The organism is Microvirga calopogonii, assembly GCF_003347665.1.
In the GTDB taxonomy this organism is placed as follows: domain Bacteria; phylum Pseudomonadota; class Alphaproteobacteria; order Rhizobiales; family Beijerinckiaceae; genus Microvirga; species Microvirga calopogonii.
Map to the genome: position 1 here is coordinate 1 of NZ_QDGA01000052.1, position 24,435 is coordinate 24,435.

The following is a 24,435-nucleotide window of genomic DNA, read 5'->3' on the forward strand; positions in this document are numbered from 1 at the left end:
AGATCCTATGGGGGTGGATAGCGGTCCACTCTCTGGCAGAGTGAGGTTGCGATATCCACTCACGCTGGAGACCAACCGATGTCCGTTGAGCCCCGATTTGAGCAAACCGCTATCCGCACCCATCTTGGCGCAATCTTCGTCTCACTGGAACTCAGTCGTTCGGTCTGGCTGATCACGTCCCTGTCGCCCGGGGCCGGGGAGACAATGTCCAAGCACAGCGTGCGCGGCGGCGATGTGGCCGGCCTGCTGACGCGGCTTGCTCAGTTGCAGGAGAAAGCGCGCACTCGAACCGGTCAGCTATTTCCGATCATTGTCATCCAGGAGGCGGGTCTGGATGGGTTCTGGATCCATCGCGTGCTGGAGAGCGAGGGGATCGAGAGCCATGTGGTCGATCCCGCCTCGATTGCGGTCTCGCGCCGCTGCCGGCGGGCCAAGACCGACAAGATCGACGGCGAGGCCCTGGTGCGCACGCTGCTGGCCTACAAGCGTGGGGAGCCGCGGGTGTGTGCGATGGTCCGGGCTCCCACGCCTGAGCAGGAGGATCGGCGCCGCATCAGCCGCGAGCGCAAGACGCTCACGGCCGAGCGCGTTCAGCACGTCAACCGGATCAAGGGCCTGCTGTTCGCGCAGGGGATCGGCGACTATGAGCCCCTGCACCGCGACCGCAGAACACGGCTCGAGGCGCTCACGACCGGTGATGGCCGGCCGCTGCCAGTGCACCTGAAGACCCAGATCAGCCGCGAACTCGATCGGCTGGAGCTGCTGCTGGAACAGATCAAGGCGGTGGAAGCCGAGCGGGACCAGCTGCTTGCCTCTGCCCATGAGGAGGCCGGCGCCGTGCCACCGGGGCGACTGCTTCCCCTGAAAGGCATCGGTCAGGAAGCCGCCGCTGTTCTGTGGGCGGAGGGCCTGTTCCGCACCTTCGCCAATCGCCGGCAGGTGGCGGCCTATGCGGGCCTGGCCCCCACCCCCTGGAAGAGCGGATCGATTGATCGCGAGCAAGGCGTGTCGAAGGCCGGCAACCCACGCCTGCGCACCACCATGATCCAGCTCGCCTGGTTGTGGCTGCGCCATCAGCCCGCCTCAGCCCTGAGCCAGTGGTTCCAGGAGCGTGTCCGGCGCAACGGCGGGCGCCTGAAGAAGCCGATGATCGTGGCGCTGGCCCGCAAACTTCTCGTCGCGCTGTGGAAGTATGTGACCGCTGGGGTGATCATCGAGGGTGCCGTGATGAGGTCTGCGTAAGGCACGGCACGACTGAGTGGATGTGCTTCGCTGGACCCTGATCAGGTCCGGCGGATCCAGGAGGACGGACCGATGTGCAATAGGGCTTGGCATGCCGCACTACAGAAGGGTCCCGTCGCCTGAGCCCTCGTCCGCTGCAAGCGGGATGATGGTGCGGCTGCGTGCGCGCAGCGACCGGATGTGAGTGGGAGCTGGCGCTGGACACGGGCCAGATCATGCAACGGGCTCAGACCTTGGATGTCAAACACCAGCCGGAGATCTGATCGGTGTTCCGATGACCCAGCATCTTGACCGACCAATGCCCATGTGAGTCCGACTCGTAATGCACTGGGACCTCTCCTCCCCCTTGTGGGGAGGAGGTGGGGGTGTGAGCGATAGCCTATGAAGGTCTGGCGCCAGCACCCCCACCCCGGCTGCTTCGCAGCCACCCCTCCCCACAAGGGGGAGGGAAGCACCCGCGCCACTATATGAGCCAGCCTCTCAGGATGAGGGCTGTGGTGTGGCCCGCAGATGGAAATGGCCGGCACAAGGCCGACCATGACGAGGCCACAGGAATCGGGTGTCCGCCTCCTCCCCGACCCGCTAGGATGAGCGTCAATCAGGATGAGAGCCATGCTGGACACGCTACGCGACATCACCATCGAACCGGGCGCGATCACCGTGCCGGACGAGCCGCATTCGGATTACGAGCGGGTGCGCCGGATCATTGCCTTCATCTCGGAGCGCTGGCGCGAGCAGCCCTCGCTGGAAGCGATCGCCGACCATGTGGGCCTGTCCACCACCCATGTGCACCACCTCTTCCGCCGCTGGGCGGGCTTGAGCCCAAAAGCGTTCCTGCAGGCGCTGACCCTCGACAACGCCAAGGCGCTGCTCGCCGATTCCGCCAGCGTGCTCGACGCCACCTACGAGGTCGGCCTTTCGGGACCGGCCCGGCTGCACGATCTCTTCGTGACCCACGAGGCCATGACGCCGGGGGATTACAGGACAGGCGGCGCAGGGCTCACCATGCGCTACGGCTTCCACCCCTCCCCCTTCGGCGAGGCGGTGCTGATCGCCACCGACCGGGGCCTCGCGGGGCTCGGATTCGTGGATGACGGCGACCGGCAGGCGGCCCTCTCGGACCTGACCCGGCGCTGGCCCAAGGCCACCTATGTGGAGGATGAGGCCGCCACCGCGCCGCTGGCGCGGCGCATCTTCAACCCGTCGCAATGGCAGGCGGAGCAGCCCCTGCGGGTGGTCCTGATCGGCACGGATTTCGAGGTTCGGGTCTGGCAGACCCTGCTGCGCATCCCGCGCGACAAGGCCACCACCTATTCCGACATCGCCCGCCACATCGGCAAGCCCTCGGCCTGCCGGGCGGTCGGCGCGGCGGTCGGCAAGAACCCGGTCTCCTTCGTGGTCCCCTGCCACCGGGTGCTCGGCCGCTCGGGAGCCCTGACCGGCTATCATTGGGGGCTCACCCGCAAGCAGGCGATCCTGGGGTGGGAGGCGGGGAAAGGCTCCCGGCCCGAGCAACGCTTAGATCTATGAAGGTAATGCCCAGGTGGGAGCTGCTTTTGGCTCGAAAGCGAGATTGGTGAAATCTGCTAGGAGCGTAGAAGCCCCCACAATCTCTTCGGCCGCTTCGAGTTCCTTGAAACCTTCGAGCAGCCTTGTGGCATTGAGCCGATACAAGCGGCCTTGAGTGGAGAACAATAAGTCACCTGGTGTGCTTGAATCCAGATCGCGCCAATCGAAGCTGCTCACGTCAACCGACATGGCTTCATGGGGGTTTTCAAGGAAGAATTGTCCCCTCCCCGTCTGAATCAGCCTGTGCCCCAATTGGGCCGTCTTTGCCCAAACAGGTAAACGTTCAGAAGAAGGATCCGATGATCGCCTCGACCATTCCACAGGTATGGCCTGCCAAGAGCCCGCCTGCAGCTCGATCCCGGCAATGTCGCGCAGGTCAACCAGTTCTACGATAATCTCATCGGGAATTCGGCCTGCAAACGCGTTGACCTCAGTCTCCTCTTTTGAATGTTTGAGGAGGAGACGGTCGTCTGTGGGGAAGCATCCTCCTCCGGGCCAATGATCGGCTTTGTGCCAGATTGCATGAGCAGTGAGGTATGGAGACCTCGACAGGGAAGTCCAAGTCCGACCATGTTTGGAGCAGAAGGCCACAAGCCATTTGCCGCCAGGTGATAAGGCCGCTTCCAGGATCCTGCCTTTGAACCACTGGCCGATCTCAAATCGGTCGCGAGACAGATCCCAGTGAATGACGCAAACCTGCTCTGTCGGACCCCGCCTCAGAATAATCGCGACAGGAGCCGAAGCGGCAAGGATCGCCTTCAAAGTGCAGGAAGCGGCAACCGACATCAGAACAGAGTTGCATATATTTCATGTACAACCAAGCTACACCGAGCGAATGAGGGACAAGTCAGCTGCTTTAGAAAGCGAGCCCAACGACCGCCCCTCCTGAGTCTGAGATGTCGACCGTTAGGGATGCCCCCTGATGCCCATATCGTCGCGCTGGAGGTTCAGGAGGGCGTTGCTCGGCGGCAGCACCGCGCATTGCGTGACGTGGAACACGCTGTTGTCGACCCTCTGATAGGCGCGGCCGCACCAATGCCCTCCGCCCGTTTCCCCGGCATCTCCGAGCAGGGACCGGTACTGGATCGTGTAGCCCGGCACCTCGACCCACTCTCCGTCGACGAGCATCTGCACGCCGGTCGGGGTCACCCGGTAGGGCGCCGGGCGGCAATCCTTTTCGCTGCAGCAGCTGTTGCCCCAGGAATCCAGCAGATGGGAATAGATGTCGTGGGCCTGGGCCGGCAAAGCCAATCCCGTTGCGATCAGTGCAAAGACAATCTTGGCCATGGGCCGCTTCCAAAATGGGTCAGGCGGGCGGCGCTCGTGAGAGCGCCAGGAAATGCCATGAGCTTTGATCTTACCTTACGTTACACATCAGAGATACCTGTAAGCTCCGCCCGTGAGCCCGGCCTGCCCTGAAGCAAAACCCGGCCTGCCCTCCCTTGCAGTCATGCAACAGGCGCAGGATCCGACGAAATGAGGCATTTGAGCCTTCAGGATTGTCTTGCAGCCCCGAACGCCCCTTCTTATATCAGCGCCAGCATGGGGCACGGCTCGGTTTGAACCGGCCCCGGCTGATAGTCATCAACATGTAAGCCATGGGCCGGGCTGCTTTCAGGGCTCGGCGGTCTGCTTGAAAGTGAGGGATCCCGCCATGGGTAAGGTCATCGGTATCGACCTCGGCACCACCAATTCCTGCGTCGCTGTCATGGAAGGCACGACGCCTAAAGTCATTGAAAACGCAGAAGGCGCCCGGACGACCCCGTCCATCGTGGCCTTCACGGACGAAGGCGAGCGCCTCGTCGGCCAACCGGCCAAGCGCCAGGCGGTCACGAACCCGTCGCGCACCTTCTTCGCCATCAAGCGCCTGATCGGCCGCACCTTCGACGATCCCATGACCAAGAAGGACATGGGCCTCGTTCCATATCACATCATCCGCGGCCCGAACGGCGACGCCTGGGTCGAGGCCGACGGCAAGCAATACTCGCCCTCGCAGATCTCCGCCTTCACCCTTCAGAAGATGAAGGAGACGGCCGAGTCTTATCTCGGGCAGCCGGTCACCCAGGCGGTCATCACCGTTCCGGCGTACTTCAACGACGCCCAGCGTCAGGCCACCAAGGACGCCGGCAAGATCGCCGGTCTCGAGGTGCTGCGCATCATCAACGAGCCGACCGCTGCGGCCCTGGCCTACGGCCTGGACAAGAAGCAGACCGGCATGATCGCGGTCTACGACCTCGGCGGCGGCACCTTCGACGTGTCGGTCCTCGAGATCGGCGACGGCGTGTTCGAGGTGAAGTCCACCAACGGCGACACCTTCCTCGGCGGTGAAGACTTCGACATGCGCCTCGTCGAGTACCTCGCGGCCGAGTTCAAGAAGGAACAGGGCATCGACCTGACCAAGGACAAGCTCGCCCTGCAGCGCCTGAAGGAAGCCGCCGAGAAGGCCAAGATCGAGCTCTCCTCGGCCCAGCAGACCGAGATCAACCTGCCCTACATCACGGCCGACGCTTCCGGTCCGAAGCACCTCGCCCTCAAGCTCTCGCGCGCCAAGTTCGAGCAGCTCGTCGACGACCTCGTGCAGAAGACCATCGAGCCCTGCCGCAAGGCCCTCAAGGACGCCGGCATTTCCGCCGGCGACATCGACGAGGTGGTCCTGGTCGGCGGCATGACCCGCATGCCGAAGATCCAGGAAGTCGTGAAGCAGTTCTTCGGCAAGGAACCCCATAAGGGCGTGAACCCGGACGAGGTCGTGGCCATCGGCGCGGCGATCCAGGCCGGCGTGCTCCAGGGCGACGTCAAAGACGTGCTGCTCCTCGACGTGACCCCGCTGTCGCTCGGCATCGAGACCCTCGGCGGCGTGTTCACCCGTCTGATCGACCGCAACACGACGATCCCGACCAAGAAGAGCCAGGTGTTCTCCACCGCGGAAGACAACCAGAACGCGGTCACCATCCGGGTCTTCCAGGGCGAGCGCGAAATGGCGGCGGACAACAAGCTGCTCGGCCAGTTCGACCTCGTGGGCATTCCGCCCGCGCCGCGCGGCGTGCCGCAGATCGAGGTGACCTTCGACATCGACGCGAACGGCATCGTGAACGTCACGGCGAAGGACAAGGCGACCGGCAAGGAGCACCAGATCCGCATCCAGGCCTCCGGCGGCCTGTCCGATTCCGACATCGAGAAGATGGTGAAGGACGCCGAGGCTCACGCCGAGGAAGACAAGAAGCGTCGTGAGGTCGTCGAGGCGAAGAACCAGGGCGAGAGCCTGATCCACGCCACCGAGAAGTCCCTGACGGAATACGGCGACAAGGTCTCCGAATCCGACAAGCAGGGCATCACGACCGCCATCGACGCGCTCCGCCAGGCTCTGGCCGGCGAGGATGCCGAGGTCATCAAGGCCCGTACCACGGACCTGATGCAGGCTTCCATGAAGCTCGGCGAAGCCATGTATGCCGCCCAGGCGAATGCCGGCGAAGGCGGCGAGCAGGCCTCGTCCGAAGAGCCGAAGAAGGACGACGTCATCGATGCCGACTTCCAGGAAGTCGACGAAGGCGACAAGAAGAAGCGCGCCTAAGGCGATGCACACCTTCTGAAGAATTCGGCACCCGGTTTCGTGACCGGGTGCCGTTTTCATGAAACGAGCTTAAAACACCCATGACCGATCGACAGACCGCTTCCCACGATGCGCTGGAAAATGCTTTTGGAGCCTTTTCCTGTGCAGCGCGTGCGAAAAGGTCCGGCACAATGATGGAGCACATCGACGCTCCGAGGGGCGCCTGACATGTCCAAGCGCGATTATTACGAGGTTCTCGGCGTCGCGAAGACTGCGACCGAAGCGGAAATGAAATCCGCCTTCCGCAAGCTCGCGATGCAGTACCACCCGGACCGCAACCCGGGGGACCACGAGGCCGAGATCAAGTTCAAGGAAATCAACGAGGCCTACCAGACCCTCTCCGACGGCCAGAAGCGCGCGGCCTACGACCGCTACGGCCACGCGGCCTTCGCCAACGGCGGCGCCGGGGCTGGCGGGCCGGGCTTCGGCGGCGACTTCTCCGACTTCATGTCGGACATCTTCGAGAATTTCTTCGGCGATGCGACCGGACGCGGCGGCGGGCGGGGCCGGAGCACCGGCGGGCGCGAGCGCGGCGCCGACATGCGCTACAACCTCGAGATCTCCCTCGACGAGGCCTTCAACGGCAAGACCGCCGAGCTGAAGATCCCGACCTCCATCACCTGCGAGGCCTGTTCGGGCTCGGGCGCGAAGCCGGGCTCCAAGCCCAAGACCTGCCCCACCTGCGGCGGCGCCGGTCGGGTGCGGGCGACCCAAGGGTTCTTCTCCATCGAGCGCACCTGCCCCAACTGCCACGGGCGCGGCGAGGTCATCGACGACCCCTGCGGCCAGTGCGGCGGCGCCGGCCGGGTCACCCGCGAGCGTACCCTGTCGGTCAACATTCCGGCGGGCGTCGAGGACGGCACGCGCATCCGCCTCGCGGGCGAAGGCGAGGCCGGCCTGCGCGGCGGGCCCGCGGGCGATCTCTACATCTTCCTCTCCCTGAAACCCCACCCGTTCTACCAGCGCGACGGGGCGGACCTGTTCTGCCGGGTGCCGATCTCCATGGTGACGGCGGCGCTCGGCGGCGAGTTCAGCGTTCCGACGCTGGGCGGCACCGATGCGCTCGTGAAGGTCCCCGAGGGCACCCAGACCGGCAAGCAGTTCCGCCTGCGGGGCAAGGGCATGCCGGTGCTGCGCTCGCGGGACGTGGGCGACCTCTACATCCAGGTTGTTGTGGAAACCCCGCAGAAGCTGACCAAGCGCCAGCGCGAGCTCCTGACCGAGTTCGACCAGGAATGCTCCAAGGAAAACCATCCGGAAAGCTCGGGATTTTTCTCGCGTTTCCGGGAGTTTATCGACGGGCTCGGCGGATCAACTTAACTTGACGGTCGTTTTATCAGCGCATCGTACGGAAGAAGTGGATCCGGTTTTTCCGCTCTAGACGATGGGCCGGTATAAAGCGTAAGCATCGGATCGATCCCGGAAGCGGCCTCCACAAGTGGCCTCCACTCCCGGGTCGGATGCTTCAGGGTTCTCAACCGCGAACGTGATCCGCCGCACAAAGGGTCTTCTCAGTGCATCAGTCGTTCCAACGGCCCACGGCCCGGAAAATCCCTCTCAAGAAGGATCGCTTCCAGGATGAGGCCCGGTTCCTGCGTTCCTGGCTCGAGCGGCCTCTCGTCATCGGGGCCGTGACCCCTTCCGGCAAGATCCTGGCCCGGACCATGGCGTCCTATGTGGATCCGCGCATTCCGGGCCCGGTCATCGAGCTCGGCCCCGGCACAGGCCCCGTGACCGACGCCCTGATCCGGCGCGGCGTGGCGCAGGAGCGCTTGGTCCTGATCGAGTTCAATCCCGAGTTCTGCCAGCTCCTGAAGCGCCGCTTCCCGAAGGCGACGATCATCCAGGGCGATGCCTACGATCTCAAGGAAACCCTCGGCGATATCCTGAAGGAGCCCGCGGCCGCGACCGTGTCGAGCCTGCCGCTCTTCACCAAGCCCATGGACCAGCGCCTGGAGCTTCTGGAGACCGCCCAGGAGCTGATGCATCCGAACGCGCCCTTCATCCAGTTCACCTACGCGGTGGTGCCGCCGATCCCGGCGCGCTCGCAAACGCACAAGGCCAGGGCCTCGAACCGGATCTGGCGCAACCTCCCCCCGGCCCGCGTCTGGGTCTACAACAAGGTCAACCACCCATGAGCGCCGCGATGTCTCTTCCGACGAATTCCGTTTCAGGAGACATTCGCGACAAACTCATCATCGGCCTCGACGTCCCCTCGGTCGAGGAGGCCCGCGCCGTCGTCGCGCGCATCGGGGATGCGGGGACCTTCTACAAGATCGGCTACCAGCTCGCCTATGCGGGCGGCTTCGAGTTCGCCCGCGAGCTGATCGGCCAGGGCAAGAAGGTCTTTCTCGACCTCAAGCTCCACGACATCGGCAACACCGTGGAGGAAGGCGTGCGCTCGGTCGCCCGCCTCGGCGCCACGTTCCTGACGGTCCACGCCTATCCGCAGACCATGCGCGCGGCGGTGGCCGGAAAGGCGGGATCGTCCCTGAAAATCCTCGCGGTCACCGTGCTCACCTCCTACGACGACAACGACCTCGTCGAGGCGGGCTATGCTCCCGTGACGGCCGCGGAACTCGTCGCCCGCCGCGCCGGGCAGGCGCGCGACCTCGGCATCGACGGGATCGTCTGCGCGGCCACGGAAGCGGAGCGCGTGCGCGCCATCGTCGGCCCCGACCGCCTCATCGTCACCCCGGGCATCCGCCCCGCCGGTGCGGAGGCGGGCGACCAGAAGCGCGTCGTGACACCCGCCGAAGGCATCCGGCTCGGCGCCAATCACCTCGTGGTGGCGAGGCCCATCGTGAAGGCCGCCGACCCACGCGCCGCGGCGGAAGCGATTGTGCGGGAAATCGCCGACATGAAGGCTTGACGCTGCGGCTCCGCTGGCGTTCGCTGCGCCTCCCCGAAATCAAGAGGAGCGCCTCATGCCCAAAGGCTATGTCATTGCCCGCGTGACCGTCACGAACCCCGAAGCCTATGCGGAATATGCCAAGGGCGCGACGGAGGCGATCCGTCAGTATGGCGGGCGGCCGCTGGTGCGCGGCGGCGCCTACGAGGCGCTGGAGGGCGAGGCGCGGCCCCGCAACGTGGTGATCGAGTTCGACTCGGTCGAGCAGGCCCGCACCTATTACCACTCGCCGGAATATCAGGCGGCGAAAGCCAAGCGCGAAGGCGCCTGCGTGGCGGAATTCGTTCTCGTGGAAGGAGCCTGAGGCCATGAAGGGTTATTGGATCGGCCGCGTCGACGTCTCGAACCCCGACGCCTACCAGAACTACGTGAAGGCGAACGCCGTCCCCTTCGCCAAATACGGCGCCCGCTTCCTGGTGCGCGGCGGCGCGTACCGGATCGCCGAAGGCGAGGCCCGCGCCCGCAACGTGGTGATCGAGTTCCCGAGCTATCAGGCGGCCCTGGAGTGCTGGGATTCCCCTGAATACCAGGCGGCCAAGGCCCATCGCGACGGCCATGCGGTCGCCGACATCATCATCATCGAGGGTTACGAGGGTCCGCAGCCAGGTTGAATTTTCTCAACCGTCATCACCGGCCTTGTGCCGGTGATCTCGCTTCTGGAAGGCGCGGCGCTTCACACAATCGGGATGGCCGGCACAAGGCCGGCCATGACGTGGCGGTGTCATTCCCGGCCTGAGGCCCCGGAATGACGGCGAGTACCCGTCATCTCCACGCTTCTCAGCCCTCCCCTAAGCGGCTATACCCTGAGCCCGTAACTGCAGGAGAGCGGCATGAGCGAGATGCGACTGGTCGTGGTGGGGGCTGCCGGACGCATGGGGCGCATGCTCATCAAGGCCGTGGCCGAGACGGAGGGCTGCACCCTCGTCGGCGCCATCGAGCGGGAAGGCTCTCCGGCACTCGGGCACGATGCCGGGCTTCTCGCCGGAACAGGCCTCCTCGACGTGGACGTGACCGACGATCCGCTCACCGTCTTCGCCCAGGCCGACGGCGTGCTCGATTTCACCGCGCCCGCCGCCACCACGGCCTTCGCCGCACTGGCCGCCCAGGCGCGCATCGTCCACGTGGTCGGAACCACCGGCCTGCAGGAAGCCGACTTCGCCAAGCTGGAGGCGGCCGCGCGCCATGCGCGCATCATCCAATCCGGCAACATGTCGCTCGGCGTCAACCTCCTCGCCGGCCTCGTGCGCAAGGTCGCAGCGACGCTGGGTGAGGATTTCGACATCGAAATTCTCGAAATGCACCACCGCATGAAGGTGGACGCGCCTTCGGGCACGGCACTCCTCCTCGGCGAGGCGGCGGCGGAGGGGCGCAAGATCTCCTTGAAGGAGCGCTCCGTGCGCAGCCGCGACGGTCATACCGGCGCGCGCACTCCCGGCGACATCGGCTTTGCCACCCTGCGCGGCGGGACGGTGGTGGGCGAACATTCCGTGATCTTCGCGGGCGCCGGCGAGCGCCTGGAGCTGGCGCACCGTGCCGAAGACCGGAGCATCTTCGCCCGCGGCGCCGTGAAGGCAGCGCTCTGGGGCTTCGACAAGAAGCCCGGCTATTACACCATGGCCAATGTCCTTGGTCTCGATCAGCTCTAACACCTCGTCCCTCCCCGCAAGGGGAAGGGAACAAAGCGGAGAACTTTCAGCATGAACCGCCTTCTCGTCCTTGCACGCCACGGCCAGAGCGAATGGAACCTCAAGAACCTGTTCACCGGCTGGAAGGATCCGGGGCTCACCGATCTCGGCATCGAGGAGGCGCGCAACGCCGGCCGTCGCCTGAAGGAGATGGGCGTCCAGTTCGACGTCGCCTTCACGTCGGACCTCTCCCGGGCTCAAGCCACCTGCAAGCTGATCCTGGAAGAGATCGGCCAGCCCAACCTGAAGACGATCGCAAACCAGGCCCTGAACGAGCGCGATTATGGCGACCTCTCCGGCCTCAACAAGGACGATGCCCGCGCCCGCTGGGGCGAGGAGCAGGTCCATATCTGGCGCCGCTCCTACGATGTGCCCCCGCCCGGCGGCGAGAGCCTGAAGGATACGGTTGCCCGCGTGCTGCCCTACTACATCCGCGAGATCCTGCCCCGCGTCATGCGCGGTGAGCGCGTGCTGGTGGCCGCCCACGGCAATTCGCTCCGCGCCCTCGTGATGGTGCTCGACGGCCTGACCTCCGAGACCATCCCGAGCCTCGAACTCGCGACGGGTATCCCGCTGGTCTACGACCTCAACGACGACACGACCGTCGCCAGCAAGAAGGTGCTGGAAGGGTAAACACACGCTCGATGCGCCCTCCTCCCCCTTGTGGGGAGGAGGTGGAGGTGGGGGTGTGAGCGATAGCCTATGAAGGTCTGGCGCCGGCACCCCCACCCCGGCTGCTTCAGCAGCCACCCCTCCCCACAAGGGGGAGGGAATAAGGGCACCGCCTTAATGACCTCCATCACCCTCGCCCCCGGCCTTACCTATTACCCCGGCTATCTCGACCGCCCAGCCCAGGAGCGGCTGCTCCAGTCCCTGCGCGAGATCACGCGCGATGCTCCCCTGTTCACCCCGCGCATGCCGCGCACGGGAAAACCGTTCTCCGTGCGCATGACCAATTGCGGGCCGCTCGGCTGGGTGTCGGACCTGGAGGGTTATCGCTACCAGCCGACCCACCCTGAAACGGGCCGGCCCTGGCCCGCCATGCCGGAGCAGGTGCTGCGGGCGTGGGAGGAGCTGAGCGAGTATCCGCACCCGCCCGATGCCTGCCTGATCAATTTCTATGAGCCCACGGCCCGGATGGGCCTGCACCAGGACAAGGACGAGGAAGAGTTCGCCGCCCCGGTCGTGTCGATCTCCCTCGGGGATACGGCGCTGTTCCGCTATGGCGGCCTGGACCGGAAGGACCCCACGAAATCCGTCAGGCTTCGCTCCGGTGACGCGATCGTGTTCGGCGGGCCCGCGCGGCTGATCTATCATGGGATCGACCGCCTCATGGCAGGAAGCTCGGACCTGCTGCCGCAGGGCGGGCGGCTCAATCTCACCTTGCGCAAGGTGGGAAAGCCGCTTTAGCTTCTCACGACCTGCAAGTTTCCTTTTGAAGAGGCATCCATGAAAGGTTTTGCAGCCGCTACACTGGCTCTCGTCCTGACAGCTCATGCTGCCCTCGCGGCCGAGCCGGTTTTCCCGCCCGCTTCGCGGATCGGCATCGTACCGCCTGAGGACATGCTGGTCTCGAAGCGCTTCAGCGGCTTCGAGAGCGAGGAGAAGGCCGCCGCCATCAACTTCGTGGAAATGCCCGCGGCGGCTTACGGTCAGCTGGTGAACGGTCTCACCAAGGAAGCGCTGAAGCGTCAGGGCATGAGCGAGACCTCCCGGGAGAGCCTGAAGCTCGGCACCCGGACGGGCGTTCTCATCGGCGGCACCATGGCGGGGCCCGTGCAGGGCCGCAAATGGGTGATGGCGGTCCAGGACGAGGACCTCACCGCCCTCGTGATCGCGCAGGTGCGCGGCGGCCAGGACGGCTACAGCGAGGCACAGATGCGGGAGGCTCTGAAAAGCATCGCCCTGCGCGGCCCGGTGTCCGTCGACGAGCAGATCTCCGCCCTGCCCTTCCGGCTCGGCGACAAGGCCGGCTTCCGGCCGGTCCGGGTAATTTCGGGCAACTCGGCCCTGTTCACGGACGGCCCGCAGGACACGATCAAGGCGGTTGAGCAACCGATGATTATCGTGGCGGCCTCCCTCAACGTGCCCATTCCGCCTCAGGAAAAACGCAGCCAGTTCGCTCGCGCGGCCCTGAATTCCAACCAGATCCTCAAGGACATCAAGATCGAGCGCTCCGAGTCCTTCCGGTTCAAGGGCCAGGACTGGCACGAGATCGTCGCCACGGCGGTGGAAGCCGAATCCGGCCAGCCGATCGTGGTGATGCAGACCATCCGCTTCGACCCCGACCGTTACGTGCGCATGATCGGCCTCACCCGGGTCGAGCAGCGCGACCAGAACCTGCCCCGCTTCCGGACCGTGATCGACGGGGTGGATATGAATCCCTGAAGCATCGGAAGTGGATTCGAACCCACGTCCGATGCTTCAGGCTTTTGGTCTTGCGCATCTTTTCACGCAAAACCGGTTCCCACTTTTGCGTTCGATGCTTTAGTCCCGCTTCGGGAATGTCGGCAGGGACCAGCCGCGCAGGAGGGCGAGCGCCCTTAAGATGAAGGCGGCTGCGAAGCCTGCAGCGGCGCTCGGGAACGGGCCGAGACCCGCTGCCTGCAGGGCCACCATCACGGACGCGCCGAGGGCCGCGGCCGTGACATAGATCTCCTGGCGCAGGACCAGGGGCGTCGTTCCGGCAAAGATGTCGCGGATGATGCCGCCGAAGGTGGCCGTGATGGTGCCCAGCGCAATGGCCGAAAGAGCCGGAACGCCGGCCGCCAGCGCCTTGCCGGTGCCCGAGACGGCGAAAAGGGCCAGTCCCAGGGCATCCGCCCACAGGAGGACACGGCCCTGTCGCCCGCCCTCGATCATCGCCACCCGCTTGGGCCCGAGGGCGAAGACGAGTTCCGCCACGATCAGGCAGACGAGCACGTCGGTCGGATCCCCGACCCAGAAGACGGGCCGTGTGCCGATGAGCAGGTCCCTGACCGTGCCGCCGCCGACCCCGGTGAGGGTGGCGAGCAAGGCGAAGCCGAACGGATCCATGCCCTTGCGGGCGGCCATCAGGGCACCGGACAGTGCGAAGACCGCGACGCCGATGGTTTCGAAGGGAATGCTTTGAAGAAAGTCCACCGGGAACACCTGCCATAATCCCGGACCTCATCCTGAGGAGCCGCTGAAAGCGGCATCTTGAAGGAGGATCCGGTGATCTCTGGAAACGCCCTCGTCCTTCGAGACGGTCGCTGGAGCGACCTCCTCAGGATGAGGGCCTGCGGTGTTCGCTTACAGCATTTTCAGCCGAAGCCGCTATCGCTTCGGCTGAAAATCGGGGTAGGCTCCGTTTACTGAGCCGAGGAATTATCCGTCGCTTCGGCACCGTTGGCGGCGGCCTTCGGGCCGCCCTTGGAGACGCCGACCAGGGCCGGGCGCAGGACGCGCTCGCCGATGACGTAGCCCGACTGGACCACCTGCAGGACCGTGCCGTTCGGGACCTCCGCGTTGGGGATCTCGAACATGGCCTGATGCACGTTGGGGTCGAACTTCTGGCCCTGCGGGTCGAGCCTCTTCACACCGTGGCGCTCGAGGGTCTTGAGCAGGTCGCGCTCGGTGAGGTCGATCCCCTCGATGAGGCCCTTGAAGGCGCCTTCGGCGGTGCTGCGGGCTTCCTCGGGGACGCTCTCGATGGCCCGGTGGATATTGTCGGCCACGTTGAGCATGTCGCGGGCGAAGTTCGCCACCGCGTAGGTCCGCGCATCCGCGATCTCGCGCTCGGTGCGGCGGCGCAGGTTCTCCATGTCGGCCATCAGGCGCAGAAGCTTGTCCTTCAGGTCTGCCTTCTCGGCCTCGAGAACGGCAATCGGATCGGCCTCGGGCGCGGAAGCCGCTCCGGAAGCGGCGTCAGTGGCGGGCTCGGCCTGGGGGGCCGCGTTCTGGTTTTCCGTGTCGTTCGGATTCATGGTCGATCAACTAAAGGTGGGAGAAAGAAAGGTTCGGGCCACATATCAGGTCCCTGGCCCGACAAATCAAGCACTTCGCCTGTGGAGGGGCTCTGTTTCCTCGGCCATGAACACCTCGAGCAGGGTGCGGGTGATGGTGGCCTGGCGCCCCGCATGGGTGATCTTCGTGCCCGTCAGGTCGGTCACGTAGAACACGTCCACGGCTTTTTCGCCGAAGGTCACGATATGGGCCGAGGCGATGTTCAGGTTCAGCTTTCCCAGGGCGGTCGTGAGGTCGTAGAGCAGGCCCGGCCGGTCGAGGCCCGAAATCTCGATCACCGTCTGGCGGCTCGACAGGGAATTGTCGATGTTGACCTCCGGCGGCACGTGGAAGGCCTTGGAGCGCTCCTTGGCCGGGCGCTTGCCGTCCACGAGATCGGCGATCTTCACCTCCCCCTTCAGGGCCCGCTCGATGGCCTTGGCGACCCGCTCGGCCCGGCGCAGCTCGTCCTCGTCCCGGTCGAAGGCACGGGAGAGCACGATGGTGTCCAGCGCCATGCCGTCCGTGGTGGTGAAGATCTGCGCATCCACGATATTGCCGCCCGCCGCCGCGCAGGCGCCCGTCACGATGGCAAGCAGGCGCGGATGGTCAGGCGACAGGATGGTCAACTCCGTCACGCCCCGGAACTGGTCCGTCTCGTAGGCCGTGGTCACCGTGCGGCCGCCCTTCTCGGCCTCCCGCAGGAGCCGGGCCTGCTTGGCCCGCCGGGTCTCGTCGGTCTTCAGCCAGTAGCCCGGCGTATGGCGCGCGGCGAAGGCCTCGAATTCCGCATCGGACCAGTCGGGCAGCTCGGAGCGCAGTTGCTCCTGTGCCAGGCGCACGCGCTCGGAGCGGGCGAGGTCGACCGCGCCGCCGCCGAGGATCACCTCCGTCTCTTGGTAGAGATTGCGCAGGAGCTGCCCCTTCCAGCCGGTCCAGGTGCCCGGCCCCACCGCCTTGATGTCCGCGATGGTGAGCACGAGGAGCAGCTTCAGGCGCTCCATGGTCTGCACCACCTCGGCAAAGCTCTTGATGGTGGCGGGATCCGACAGATCGCGGCTCTGGGCCGTGTTCGACATGAGAAGATGGTGTTCGACGAGCCACGCCACGGTCTCGGTCTCCGCCTCGGTGAGGCCGAAGCGCGGTCCGAGCTTGCGGGCGATCACGGCCCCGGCTTCCGAGTGATCCTCCGGCCGGCCCTTGGCAATGTCGTGCAGGAACACCGCCACGTAGAGGGCGCGGCGGTTGCGGATGGAGGGGAAGATCTGGTTGGCGAGCGGATGCTCGCTCCCGAGCTGTCCGGCCTCGATCTCGGTGAGCACGCCGACCGAGCGGATCAGGTGCTCGTCCACTGTGTAGTGATGATACATGTTGAACTGCATCATCGCGACGATGCGTCCGAAATCCGGGATGAAACGCCCGAGCACCCCGGCCTCGTTCATCCGCCGCAGCACCACCTCGGGGGCATTCTTGGACGTGATGATCTCCAGGAACAGCTTATTGGCCTCGGGATCGGTGCGCAGGTTGTGCCCGATGAGCTTGAGCGAGCGCGTCGCAAGGCGCGTCGCGTCGGGATGAATGGCGAGGTTGCGCCGGTCGGCGAGCCAGAACAGGCGGATCAGGTTGACCGGATCGCGCTTGAACGCCTCCTCGTTCTCCACGTTGAGGCGGTTGTTGTCGATGATGAAGCCTTCGCTCACCAGCGCACCGCCGCTGCGGCGTCGGAAGCGGCCGAACATGCGGTCGAGCATCGGACGGCGTTTGGTCTGGCGCGCCTCGAGCTCGGCGCAGACGATGGCCGTGAGGTCGCCGACGTCCTTGGCGATGAGAAAGTAGGATTTCATGAAGCGCTCGACCGCCGACAGGCCGCCCCGCGGCGCAAAGCCGATGCGCTCTGCGATGGTGCGCTGCAGGTCGAAGGTCAGGCGCTCCTCGGCGCGGCCGGTGGCGAAATGCATGTGGCAGCGCACGCGCCACAGGAACTCCTCGCAGCGCGAGAAGAGGTTGAACTCCGCCGGCGTGAAGAGCCCCGCCTTCACCAGCTCCTTGGGCTCCTTCACCCGGTAGACGTACTTGGCGATCCAGAAGAGCGTGTTGAGATCGCGCAGCCCCCCCTTGCCGTCCTTCACGTTCGGCTCGACGAGGTAGCGGGACGCGCCGGCCTTGGCCACGCGGGCATCGCGCTCCTTGAGCTTGGCGTCCACGAACTCCGCCGCCGAGGTCGCGACGATCTCCTGATCGAAGCGCTTCTCCAGATTGTCGAAGAGCTCCCGGTCGCCGAACAGGAAGCGAGCTTCGAGCAGCGACGTGCGGATCGTCATGTCCGCATGGGCCTCTCGCAGGCATTCTTCCACCGAGCGGGTCGCGTGACCGACCTTCAGCTTCAGGTCCCAGAACACATACAGCATCGCCTCGACGACGCTCTCGCTCCAGGCGGTCTGCTTGTAGGGTAGCAGGAACAGGAGATCGACGTCGGAGCCCGGCGCCAGGGTCCCCCGCCCGTAGCCGCCGGTCGCCGCGACGGCGAGGCGCTCGCCCGCCGAGGGGTTGGCCGCCGGATAGAGATGCTGAACCACGGCATCGTGGACGATGCGCACCAGCTCATCCATCCGCTCGCAGAGATAGCGGGCGCAGGTGAACCCGTTCTGGGTTTCCTGAAGCTTCGCCTGAGCCTCCTCATGGCCCCGGTCGAGCAGCTTCCGCAACTCGGGCACCAGCCTGGCCCGCAATTCCGCCGCATCGCGGACCGGCTCGCTGCCGAGGGTTTTCAGGACGCTCTTGGGACTATGAAGGCTCATGGAACAACCGCACGCGAGGAACTCTTTGACTTATCACCTGAACGAGCCTCCGCCAAAGGGAGGACTGGAACCATCCGCCGGACCGGATAGTTTGTTCTTTATATGAGATACTGTTTGACATAAAAAACATCGGGTTCTATAAACCGGACACGCGCCGATTTGAGCATGCAGATTGCGGGCGCGAAACAAGTGCAGCTAAAGCGCCGGGCGCGTGAAGACCGAAGGTCCAAGCTCCCATGCGCATAACATGGGAACGAACACGATGAGCCTGACCCGCCGCCTTCTGATCGCCGCCTCCCTTGCCACGGGCCTTGCCTCCTTCGCGACGGCCGCCTCCGCGCAGGTGAAGGAAATCCGGATCGACTACGCCACCTACAATCCGGTCAGCCTCGTCCTCAAGGACAAGGGCTTCCTCGAGAAGGAGCTGGAGAAGGACGGCATCACGGTGCGCTGGGTGCAGTCGCTCGGCTCCAACAAGGCGCTCGAATTCCTCAATGCCGGTTCGATCGATTTCGGCTCCACGGCCGGCGCCGCCGCCCTCATCGGCAAGATCAACGGCAACCCGATCAAGTCGATCTACGTCTATTCCCGTCCCGAATGGACGGCCCTCGTCACTCGCAAGGATACGGGCATCACGAAGGTCGAGGACCTGAAGGGCAAGCGCGTCGCCGTGACCCGCGGCACCGATCCGCACATCTTCCTCGTACGCGCCCTGCAGGAAGCCAAGCTCACCGAGAAGGACGTGAAGCTCGTACTGCTCCAGCACCCGGACGGCCGCACCGCCCTCGAGCGCGGCGACGTGGATGCCTGGGCCGGCCTCGACCCGCTGATGGCAGCGGCCGAAGTGGAGAGCGGTGCCCAGCTCTTCTATCGCAATGCCGGCGCGAACAGCTGGGGCGTGCTCAACGTCTCGGAAAGCTTCGCCAAGGATAATCCGGCCCTCGTGCAGCGTGTGCTCAAGGCCTATGAGGAAGCGCGCAAATATGCGCTCGCCAACAAGGACGAGCTGAAGAAGACGCTCGTTGCCTACACCAAATTGTCCGATGCGGTGATCGAGCGCCAGCTCGAGCGCACGGAGCTGACCCATTCCAACATCGGCCAGCCTCAAATCGACACGATCCTCGCCGCGGGTCTCGCCCTCCAGCAGGCCGGCGTGATCACCCCTGAAACGAATGTGCGCGCTGCCGTCGATTCCCTCATCGATCGCCGCTTCGCGACTGCGTCACGCTGATGAGTTCATCACGGGAGAGCGCCGTGACAGGCAGCGCTACAAGCCATGCCTGGTCCTCCCATGAGGGTGCCGCCGCTCTCGCGGCCCCTGACTCGACCGAGAAGCGACGCGCCTATGACTGGCGCATCCTTCTCGGCTTTTTATTGCCCATCGCGGTTGCGCTTCTCTGGGAAGCTGCCGTGCGTCTCGGTCTTGCGCAAGGCCGTCTCGTTCCGCCGCCGAGCCGTATCCTTGCAACACTCTGGGGTTTGGCTCAGACGGGCGAATTGTGGACGCACACCTGGATGACGCTCTGGCGCGTTCTCGTCGGCTTCGTCATCGGCGCCGTCGCCGGCATCGTGCTTGGCGCGCTTTCCGGCTCCAGCAAGACAATCCGTCAATTGCTCGATCCGACCCTTCAGGCCCTGCGTGCCATCCCCTCCATCGCCTGGGTGCCCCTTTTCATTCTCTGGCTCGGCATCTTCGAGGCATCGAAAGTGGCGTTGATCGCCGTCGGCGTGTTCTTCCCCGTTTATCTCGGCATCGCGGGGGCGATCCTCTCCGTCGATCGCAAGCTCGTGGAAGTCGGCCATGTCTTCCGCCTCTCGCGCGTGCAACTCGCCCGCCGCATCCTGCTGCCGGCCGTTCTGCCCGAAGCCGTGATTGCGCTCCGCTCGGGCCTCGGCCTCGGTTTCATGTTCGTGGTCGCAGCGGAATTCATGGGCGCATCGGAAGGCCTCGGCTATCTGCTCGTCGACGGCCAGCAGATGGGCAAGCCCGATCAGATTCTCGCCGCCATCATCGCCTTCGCGCTCGTCGGCAAGATCGCCGATAGCCTGCTCGTCGCCGGCACCAGGCCGCTCGTGCGCTGGCAGGACACCGTGCGGGAGAGGTTGTGATGCAGGTTTCGTTGAAAGGCCACATCACCAGCAATCCTCATCCTGAGGAGCCGCATGGCGGCGTTTCGAAGGACGAGGGTTGCGTTTCCAGTGCACGCTGGATCCTCCTTCGAGACGGTGCTTCGCACCTCCTCAGGATGAGGCCGATGTATGGGACACGAGGTCATCAATGCTGAACCTCGAGCACCTCTCCAAGACCTACGCCGACGGCACGCGGGCTCTGTCTGACATCAATCTCACCGTGCAGGAAGGCGAGATCGTCTCGCTGATCGGCGGCTCGGGCTGCGGCAAGACCACGTTGCTGCGTCTCATCGCAGGCCTTGATCAGGCGAGTGGCGGTCGCATCAGCCTCGACGACGAAGTGCTCTCTGGCCCTCATCCGGCTGTGGGCATCGTGTTCCAGGAGCCGCGCCTTCTGCCCTGGCTGTCGGTGGCCGACAATATCGCCTTCGGGCTCGATGGTGTGAGCACGCCTGAGAAGAAGGCGCGCGTCGCGCACGCGCTCGACAAGATCGGCTTGATCGAACACGCCGATCGCTGGCCGCGCGACCTGTCGGGCGGACAACAGCAGCGCGTCTCCATCGCCCGCGCCTTCGTGACCAACCCGAAGGTGCTGCTCCTCGACGAGCCCTTCTCGGCGCTCGATGCCTTTACCCGTGCGAGCCTGCACGATCATCTGCTTGGACTGTGGGAGGAAACGCGCCCGACCGTCGTGCTCGTCACGCACGACGTGCAGGAGGCGGTGACGCTCGCCGACCGGGCCATCGTGATGCAGCCGAAGCCGGGTCGGATCTTCGATGAGTTGCCGCTGACGCTCTCGCGGCCGCGCGACAAGACGGGCCTTCCCTTCGAGACGTCCGTGCGCCGCATCTTGACGGCCCTCGACCACTCCCTCAAAGCTCCGCAATTGCAGCCGCAGCGTGAACGCGACCGTCAGGCCGCTGCGTTGTGGTGGTAGGAACCCATAAGGACACCATCATGGATGTGACTGCCCTTCGCGCTCTCCAGGCGCCGTTGAAGGATCAATACCGTAACGATCCGAACTCCGCCGTGATCACCCTGAAGGCTCAAGGCACGCTCGACGACCAGCATATCGCCTGCAAGGTCGAGACCGGCCGCGCGCTCGCCGTCGCAGGCCTGCACCCGGCCACCGGCGGCTCCGGCGCGGAGCTGTGCTCGGGCGACATGCTGCTCGAGGCGCTCGCCGCCTGCGCGGGCGTGACGCTGAAGGCCGTCGCGACCGCCCTCGAAATCGACCTGCGCCACGGTGCCGTGAAGGCCGAGGGCGACCTCGACTTCCGCGGGACGCTCGGTGTCGACAAGACGGCACCGGTGGGCTTCAAGAACATCCGCCTCTCCTTCGAGATCGACACGGATGCGCCGCAGGAGAAGATCGACCAGTTGCTCAAGCTCACCGAGCGCTACTGCGTCGTCTTCCAGACCCTCAACAACAAACCTGAACTGAGCGCCACGCTGACGCGCAAATAGAGCTGTTCGGCCGCTCAATTCATGTGAGCCCTTCACGTCATGGCCGGCCTTGTGCCGGCCATCTCGATACGGTGAGGCTCGTCGCTTCAGTCAATCGGGATCACCGGCACAAGGCCGGTGATGACGTCGCAGGTGCTGAAATGTCCTCAGTTCCCCGCCACCAGGGTTCGCGGCGCGCCGCTGATCGCAACGGCGGTGCCGCCGCGGATTTCCTGCACGGTCAACGCGCGTTCGTTGGTTCCGTCGGGATTGAAGCGGAACACGCCGTCGGCTCCGGCGAAACCGGCCGGGCTCGTCAGCATGGCGTCGGTAAAGGCCTGCGCCCCCTGCATCCGCGCGAGCGCGGCAGCCAGCGTCACGGCATCGTAGGACAGGGTCGCCAGACGGATCGGATCGACATTGAACCGCGCGCGGTAGCGCTCGGCGAAGGCCGTGAAACCGCGCTTGTCTGGGGCCGCGAACCAGCCTCCCTGCAGGACCGGGAGCGCCGCGACGCGCGGCTCGTCCCACAGGCCCGTGCCGAGAGGCCTGACGCGCAGCGGATCGAAGCCTGCCGTCTGAAGTGCCTGGGCGACGGCCGGCAGGCCGTCGCCATTCTCCGGAATGAACAATGCGTCGGCCTGCGGCGAAGGCCCGCCGATGACGGGAGCCAAGCGCTGCACGGCGTCCTGGGGCCGGCCGGGCGGATAATACTCGAGCGCTGCGAGGCGAATGCCCTGCCGGGCTGCCGCCTGCTGCAACCGCGTCGCGGCCACACGGCCATATTGTGTTTCCGGGATCAGAGCCGCGATGGAGCGACGTCCCTGGGCGGCCGCGAACGAGACGATGCGGTCCACCTCCTCCTGCACCATGAAGCTGAGAAGGTAGACGCCCGGACTGGCGACACTCGCATCCGTCGAGAAGCCGATGACGGTCTTGCCCCTCGGGCGGGCCACCTGTCCGGCGGCCTGCACGGAGCCTGCATAGAGCGGCCCGATGATGAGTTCGGCTTCCTCGATGAGAGCCTGCTGCGCCGCCGCCTGGGCGCCCTCCGGCGTACCGGCATCGTCCTTCACCAGGAGAGTAAGATCGGAGCCCTGGAATTCCTCGAGGGCCAGTTCCGCGGCGTTGCGCATGCTCCGCGCCACCATGGCCCCTTGGCCCGCTCCCGTGATGGGAAGGATCAGCGCGACCCTGACGGGGCCATGTCCGATGGTCGTTCCCTCCAGCCTCGGCGCAGGCGAGGCGCTCGACACGGGAGCACCAGCGGGCGAGAGATCGGCCGCGTAGACAGGTTCAGATGCCGCGGTGGCAGCAGGCCGGGCCGGCTTGCGGGACGAAGTGCGGCCGCCGGAGCCGACGCATCCGGACAGCGCCAGCGATGCGGACAGGACAAAAGCCCAGGCGGCGCGGCCGGCAGGGCCGGCTGCTCGTTCGATCAAGCGCGCCATCTCCACCCCCTTTGGAAACAGCTCAAGCAATGGGTCAAGCGTGACAGAAAAAGGTAAACATTGTTTCCAATGCCGGTTGACGGATTGACGACCCCGCTTTCGCGACGACGCCCCTTCATGCGACAGTGACGACGATGAGCCAGAGAATCGATAATCGAACCAAACGGCGCGAGCCGACCGAACGGGTTGCCACCTTCACCGCCTTCGGCCTCGCTGCCGAGGCGAAGCCCCTGTCGCCGGGCCTCTATGTGGTCGCGACCCCCATCGGCAATTTGCAGGACGTGTCCTTCCGCGCGCTGAACGTGCTCGCCGCCGCGGATGCGGTCCTGGCCGAGGATACGCGGGTGACGAAGACGCTCCTCGCCCATTACGGCATCACCACACCGCTGGTGGCCTATCACGAGCATTCCAATGATGCGGTGCGCGAGCGCATGGTCCACAGGATCCGGGAGGGGCAGGCCCTGGCGCTGGTGTCGGATGCGGGCACGCCCCTGGTGTCCGACCCGGGCTACAAGCTCGTTCAGGCGGCCATCGAGGAAGGGCTGCCGGTCACCCCGATCCCCGGCCCCTCCGCCGTCCTCACCGCCCTCGTCGCCTCGGGCCTGCCGACGGACCGCTTCTTCTTCGAGGGCTTCCTGCCGCCGAAGAGCGCCGCGCGCCGCGCGAGGCTTGCCGAGATCGGGACGATTCCGGGCACGCTCATGCTCTTCGAGGGCCCGCACCGCCTGCCTGAAATGCTCGCCGACGCCGCGGAAGTGCTCGGCGAGCGGCAGGCCGTGGTGGCGCGCGAACTGACCAAGATGTTCGAGACGATCCGGCGCGGCACCTTGCCGGACCTCGCCCGGCAATTCGCCGAGGAAGGTCCGCCCAAGGGCGAGATCGTGGTGCTGATCGGCGAAGCCACGAAAGAGATGCATGCCGCCGAAGCCGATGCGGCGCTCGACGGCAAGCTCGAGGCGGCGCTGAAGAACCACTCGATCAAGGATGCCGCGGCACTCGTCGCGGCGGAGCTCGACCTGCCCAAGCGCGAGGTCTATGCCCGCGCCCTGACGCTTGCCAAGAAGGACGCATGACGAGCGCTCTCGAACGCCGCCGCGCCACATTCCTGCGCGGCCATCGCGCCGAGTGGATCGCGCTTTTGTTTCTCATCATGAAAGGCTACCGCCCGCTCGCACGGCGCTATGCGGCATCGGGCGGTGAAATCGATCTGATCATGATGCGTGGCGACACCATCGCGTTCGTCGAGGTGAAGGCGCGCGGGCTGATGGACGATGCACTCTCCGCGATCACTGCCCGCAAGCGTCAGCGCTTCTCGCGCGCGGTTCGCACGTGGCTCTCGCGCAATGCATGGGCCGAAGGCAGGACATGGCGCGCCGATGCGGTGTTCATCGCGCCCAGGAGATGGCCGCAGCACATCGTGTCGGCGTTCGAGCTCGAGATGAGTTGAGACAAGACGATCGTCATGCCTGGCCCGTCCCTGGCATGTCTGCGACGCGTCCCGCCGTTGAGCTTCGTGTGCGTCTCCCGCTGCACATCGCGCTTGCCGTCCGTCGTTCCCATTTGCGTTAAGTCAAAGTCGGACATGCCCTTTGTGGCATCTTTTCCCCAGGCGTGAGCAGCGGTTGAT

Annotated in this window: 24 protein-coding genes; 18 read left to right on the plus strand and 6 right to left on the minus strand. The window is 65.4% G+C overall.

Annotated elements, in window-relative coordinates:
• The first annotated feature begins 78 nt into the window (after positions 1-78).
• A complete protein-coding gene (locus tag DDF70_RS24790; protein WP_114944612.1) occupies positions 79-1,242 on the plus strand; it encodes an IS110 family RNA-guided transposase in 1,164 nt (387 codons plus the stop codon).
• Between the two features lie 612 nt (positions 1,243-1,854).
• Positions 1,855-2,772, plus strand: coding sequence for a methylated-DNA--[protein]-cysteine S-methyltransferase (locus DDF70_RS24795; protein ID WP_245435637.1), 918 nt, complete (start codon positions 1,855-1,857; stop codon positions 2,770-2,772).
• On the opposite strand, the gene DDF70_RS24800 is transcribed toward DDF70_RS24795, so the two are convergent.
• Both DDF70_RS24800 and DDF70_RS24805 read right to left on the minus strand, forming a co-directional pair.
• Positions 2,767-3,597 carry a hypothetical protein gene (locus DDF70_RS24800; RefSeq protein WP_114947449.1) on the minus strand — a complete coding sequence of 277 codons (831 nt, stop codon included), beginning with the start codon at positions 3,595-3,597 and terminating at the stop codon, positions 2,767-2,769. The two genes, DDF70_RS24795 and DDF70_RS24800, sit on opposite strands and share 6 nt — an antisense overlap.
• A gap of 120 nt (positions 3,598-3,717) precedes the next feature.
• A complete protein-coding gene (locus DDF70_RS24805) occupies positions 3,718-4,098 on the minus strand; it encodes a hypothetical protein (RefSeq protein WP_114947450.1) in 381 nt (126 codons plus the stop codon).
• A 367-nt stretch (positions 4,099-4,465) separates the two neighbouring features.
• Between DDF70_RS24805 and dnaK the strand changes: the two genes are divergently transcribed.
• The 10 genes from dnaK to DDF70_RS24855 all read left to right on the plus strand — a co-directional run bounded on the left by dnaK (position 4,466) and on the right by DDF70_RS24855 (position 13,405).
• Positions 4,466-6,382, plus strand: coding sequence for a molecular chaperone DnaK (gene dnaK, locus DDF70_RS24810; protein ID WP_114947451.1), 1,917 nt, complete (start codon positions 4,466-4,468; stop codon positions 6,380-6,382).
• A 207-nt stretch (positions 6,383-6,589) separates the two neighbouring features.
• The gene (dnaJ, locus tag DDF70_RS24815; RefSeq protein WP_114947452.1) at positions 6,590-7,741 is read left to right on the plus strand and encodes a molecular chaperone DnaJ; all 1,152 of its coding nucleotides are present in this window, start codon (positions 6,590-6,592) and stop codon (positions 7,739-7,741) included.
• A 194-nt stretch (positions 7,742-7,935) separates the two neighbouring features.
• Complete coding sequence (locus DDF70_RS24820; protein ID WP_114947453.1) at positions 7,936-8,559, plus strand: class I SAM-dependent methyltransferase; 624 nt, start codon at positions 7,936-7,938, stop codon at positions 8,557-8,559.
• An 8-nt stretch (positions 8,560-8,567) separates the two neighbouring features.
• Positions 8,568-9,293, plus strand: coding sequence for an orotidine-5'-phosphate decarboxylase (pyrF, locus tag DDF70_RS24825; protein ID WP_170316117.1), 726 nt, complete (start codon positions 8,568-8,570; stop codon positions 9,291-9,293).
• Between the two features lie 55 nt (positions 9,294-9,348).
• Positions 9,349-9,636, plus strand: coding sequence for a DUF1330 domain-containing protein (locus DDF70_RS24830; protein ID WP_114947455.1), 288 nt, complete (start codon positions 9,349-9,351; stop codon positions 9,634-9,636).
• A gap of 4 nt (positions 9,637-9,640) precedes the next feature.
• Positions 9,641-9,943 carry a DUF1330 domain-containing protein gene (locus DDF70_RS24835; protein WP_114947456.1) on the plus strand — a complete coding sequence of 101 codons (303 nt, stop codon included), beginning with the start codon at positions 9,641-9,643 and terminating at the stop codon, positions 9,941-9,943.
• A gap of 228 nt (positions 9,944-10,171) precedes the next feature.
• Complete coding sequence (gene dapB / locus DDF70_RS24840) at positions 10,172-10,978, plus strand: 4-hydroxy-tetrahydrodipicolinate reductase (RefSeq protein WP_114947473.1); 807 nt, start codon at positions 10,172-10,174, stop codon at positions 10,976-10,978.
• A gap of 51 nt (positions 10,979-11,029) precedes the next feature.
• Positions 11,030-11,650, plus strand: coding sequence for a 2,3-bisphosphoglycerate-dependent phosphoglycerate mutase (locus tag DDF70_RS24845; protein ID WP_114947457.1), 621 nt, complete (start codon positions 11,030-11,032; stop codon positions 11,648-11,650).
• Positions 11,651-11,806: 156 nt separating this feature from the next.
• Positions 11,807-12,427 (plus strand): alpha-ketoglutarate-dependent dioxygenase AlkB family protein, encoded by a 621-nt coding sequence (locus tag DDF70_RS24850; RefSeq protein WP_114947458.1) that lies wholly within the window; start codon positions 11,807-11,809, stop codon positions 12,425-12,427.
• 39 nt (positions 12,428-12,466) lie between these two features.
• Entirely contained in the window at positions 12,467-13,405 is a 939-nt protein-coding gene (locus tag DDF70_RS24855; RefSeq protein WP_114947459.1) for a hypothetical protein, read from the plus strand.
• A gap of 99 nt (positions 13,406-13,504) precedes the next feature.
• Here the strand turns inward: DDF70_RS24855 and DDF70_RS24860 are convergent, their stop codons facing one another.
• The 3 genes from DDF70_RS24860 to DDF70_RS24870 all read right to left on the minus strand — a co-directional run bounded on the left by DDF70_RS24860 (position 13,505) and on the right by DDF70_RS24870 (position 17,781).
• The gene (locus tag DDF70_RS24860; protein ID WP_281024387.1) at positions 13,505-14,140 is read right to left on the minus strand and encodes a trimeric intracellular cation channel family protein; all 636 of its coding nucleotides are present in this window, start codon (positions 14,138-14,140) and stop codon (positions 13,505-13,507) included.
• A 209-nt stretch (positions 14,141-14,349) separates the two neighbouring features.
• A complete protein-coding gene (gene grpE / locus DDF70_RS24865; RefSeq protein WP_114947460.1) occupies positions 14,350-14,964 on the minus strand; it encodes a nucleotide exchange factor GrpE in 615 nt (204 codons plus the stop codon).
• A 66-nt stretch (positions 14,965-15,030) separates the two neighbouring features.
• Positions 15,031-17,781, minus strand: a complete 2,751-nt coding sequence (locus DDF70_RS24870; protein WP_114947461.1) for a [protein-PII] uridylyltransferase — start codon at positions 17,779-17,781, stop codon at positions 15,031-15,033.
• A 262-nt stretch (positions 17,782-18,043) separates the two neighbouring features.
• Here DDF70_RS24870 and DDF70_RS24875 point away from each other — a divergent pair, with 262 nt between their 5' ends.
• The 4 genes from DDF70_RS24875 to DDF70_RS24890 all read left to right on the plus strand — a co-directional run bounded on the left by DDF70_RS24875 (position 18,044) and on the right by DDF70_RS24890 (position 21,378).
• The gene (locus DDF70_RS24875; RefSeq protein ID WP_114947475.1) at positions 18,044-19,012 is read left to right on the plus strand and encodes an aliphatic sulfonate ABC transporter substrate-binding protein; all 969 of its coding nucleotides are present in this window, start codon (positions 18,044-18,046) and stop codon (positions 19,010-19,012) included.
• A gap of 23 nt (positions 19,013-19,035) precedes the next feature.
• The gene (locus DDF70_RS24880) at positions 19,036-19,890 is read left to right on the plus strand and encodes an ABC transporter permease (protein ID WP_114947462.1); all 855 of its coding nucleotides are present in this window, start codon (positions 19,036-19,038) and stop codon (positions 19,888-19,890) included.
• A gap of 169 nt (positions 19,891-20,059) precedes the next feature.
• On the plus strand, positions 20,060-20,848 hold the full coding sequence (locus DDF70_RS24885) for an ABC transporter ATP-binding protein (RefSeq protein ID WP_114947463.1): 789 nt from the start codon (positions 20,060-20,062) through the stop codon (positions 20,846-20,848).
• Positions 20,849-20,868: 20 nt separating this feature from the next.
• A complete protein-coding gene (locus DDF70_RS24890) occupies positions 20,869-21,378 on the plus strand; it encodes an OsmC family protein (protein ID WP_114947464.1) in 510 nt (169 codons plus the stop codon).
• Positions 21,379-21,524: 146 nt separating this feature from the next.
• On the opposite strand, the gene DDF70_RS24895 is transcribed toward DDF70_RS24890, so the two are convergent.
• Positions 21,525-22,808: a penicillin-binding protein activator gene (locus DDF70_RS24895; RefSeq protein ID WP_114947465.1), complete on the minus strand. Its 1,284-nt coding sequence runs from the start codon at positions 22,806-22,808 to the stop codon at positions 21,525-21,527.
• 134 nt (positions 22,809-22,942) lie between these two features.
• Here DDF70_RS24895 and rsmI point away from each other — a divergent pair, with 134 nt between their 5' ends.
• Together rsmI and DDF70_RS24905 are read left to right on the plus strand one after the other, a co-directional pair.
• A complete protein-coding gene (gene rsmI, locus DDF70_RS24900; RefSeq protein ID WP_114947476.1) occupies positions 22,943-23,881 on the plus strand; it encodes a 16S rRNA (cytidine(1402)-2'-O)-methyltransferase in 939 nt (312 codons plus the stop codon).
• Complete coding sequence (locus DDF70_RS24905) at positions 23,878-24,255, plus strand: YraN family protein (protein ID WP_114947466.1); 378 nt, start codon at positions 23,878-23,880, stop codon at positions 24,253-24,255. The genes rsmI and DDF70_RS24905 overlap by 4 nt, the downstream gene beginning before the upstream one ends.
• Positions 24,256-24,435: the final 180 nt, after the last annotated feature.

Bases quoted from the DNA above. Each gene is read 5' to 3' on its own strand.
- DDF70_RS24790 (WP_114944612.1), top strand. From the start codon at position 79: ATGTCCGTTGAGCCCCGATTTGAGCAAACCGCTATCCGCACCCATCTT.
- DDF70_RS24795 (WP_245435637.1), top strand. From the start codon at position 1,855: ATGCTGGACACGCTACGCGACATCACCATCGAACCGGGCGCGATCACC.
- DDF70_RS24800 (WP_114947449.1), bottom strand. From the start codon at position 3,597: ATGTCGGTTGCCGCTTCCTGCACTTTGAAGGCGATCCTTGCCGCTTCG.
- DDF70_RS24805 (WP_114947450.1), bottom strand. From the start codon at position 4,098: ATGGCCAAGATTGTCTTTGCACTGATCGCAACGGGATTGGCTTTGCCG.
- dnaK (WP_114947451.1), top strand. From the start codon at position 4,466: ATGGGTAAGGTCATCGGTATCGACCTCGGCACCACCAATTCCTGCGTC.
- dnaJ (WP_114947452.1), top strand. From the start codon at position 6,590: ATGTCCAAGCGCGATTATTACGAGGTTCTCGGCGTCGCGAAGACTGCG.
- pyrF (WP_170316117.1), top strand. From the start codon at position 8,568: ATGTCTCTTCCGACGAATTCCGTTTCAGGAGACATTCGCGACAAACTC.
- DDF70_RS24830 (WP_114947455.1), top strand. From the start codon at position 9,349: ATGCCCAAAGGCTATGTCATTGCCCGCGTGACCGTCACGAACCCCGAA.
- DDF70_RS24835 (WP_114947456.1), top strand. From the start codon at position 9,641: ATGAAGGGTTATTGGATCGGCCGCGTCGACGTCTCGAACCCCGACGCC.
- dapB (WP_114947473.1), top strand. From the start codon at position 10,172: ATGCGACTGGTCGTGGTGGGGGCTGCCGGACGCATGGGGCGCATGCTC.
- DDF70_RS24845 (WP_114947457.1), top strand. From the start codon at position 11,030: ATGAACCGCCTTCTCGTCCTTGCACGCCACGGCCAGAGCGAATGGAAC.
- DDF70_RS24850 (WP_114947458.1), top strand. From the start codon at position 11,807: ATGACCTCCATCACCCTCGCCCCCGGCCTTACCTATTACCCCGGCTAT.
- DDF70_RS24855 (WP_114947459.1), top strand. From the start codon at position 12,467: ATGAAAGGTTTTGCAGCCGCTACACTGGCTCTCGTCCTGACAGCTCAT.
- grpE (WP_114947460.1), bottom strand. From the start codon at position 14,964: ATGAATCCGAACGACACGGAAAACCAGAACGCGGCCCCCCAGGCCGAG.
- DDF70_RS24870 (WP_114947461.1), bottom strand. From the start codon at position 17,781: ATGAGCCTTCATAGTCCCAAGAGCGTCCTGAAAACCCTCGGCAGCGAG.
- DDF70_RS24875 (WP_114947475.1), top strand. From the start codon at position 18,044: ATGAGCCTGACCCGCCGCCTTCTGATCGCCGCCTCCCTTGCCACGGGC.
- DDF70_RS24885 (WP_114947463.1), top strand. From the start codon at position 20,060: ATGCTGAACCTCGAGCACCTCTCCAAGACCTACGCCGACGGCACGCGG.
- DDF70_RS24890 (WP_114947464.1), top strand. From the start codon at position 20,869: ATGGATGTGACTGCCCTTCGCGCTCTCCAGGCGCCGTTGAAGGATCAA.
- DDF70_RS24895 (WP_114947465.1), bottom strand. From the start codon at position 22,808: ATGGCGCGCTTGATCGAACGAGCAGCCGGCCCTGCCGGCCGCGCCGCC.
- rsmI (WP_114947476.1), top strand. From the start codon at position 22,943: ATGAGCCAGAGAATCGATAATCGAACCAAACGGCGCGAGCCGACCGAA.
- DDF70_RS24905 (WP_114947466.1), top strand. From the start codon at position 23,878: ATGACGAGCGCTCTCGAACGCCGCCGCGCCACATTCCTGCGCGGCCAT.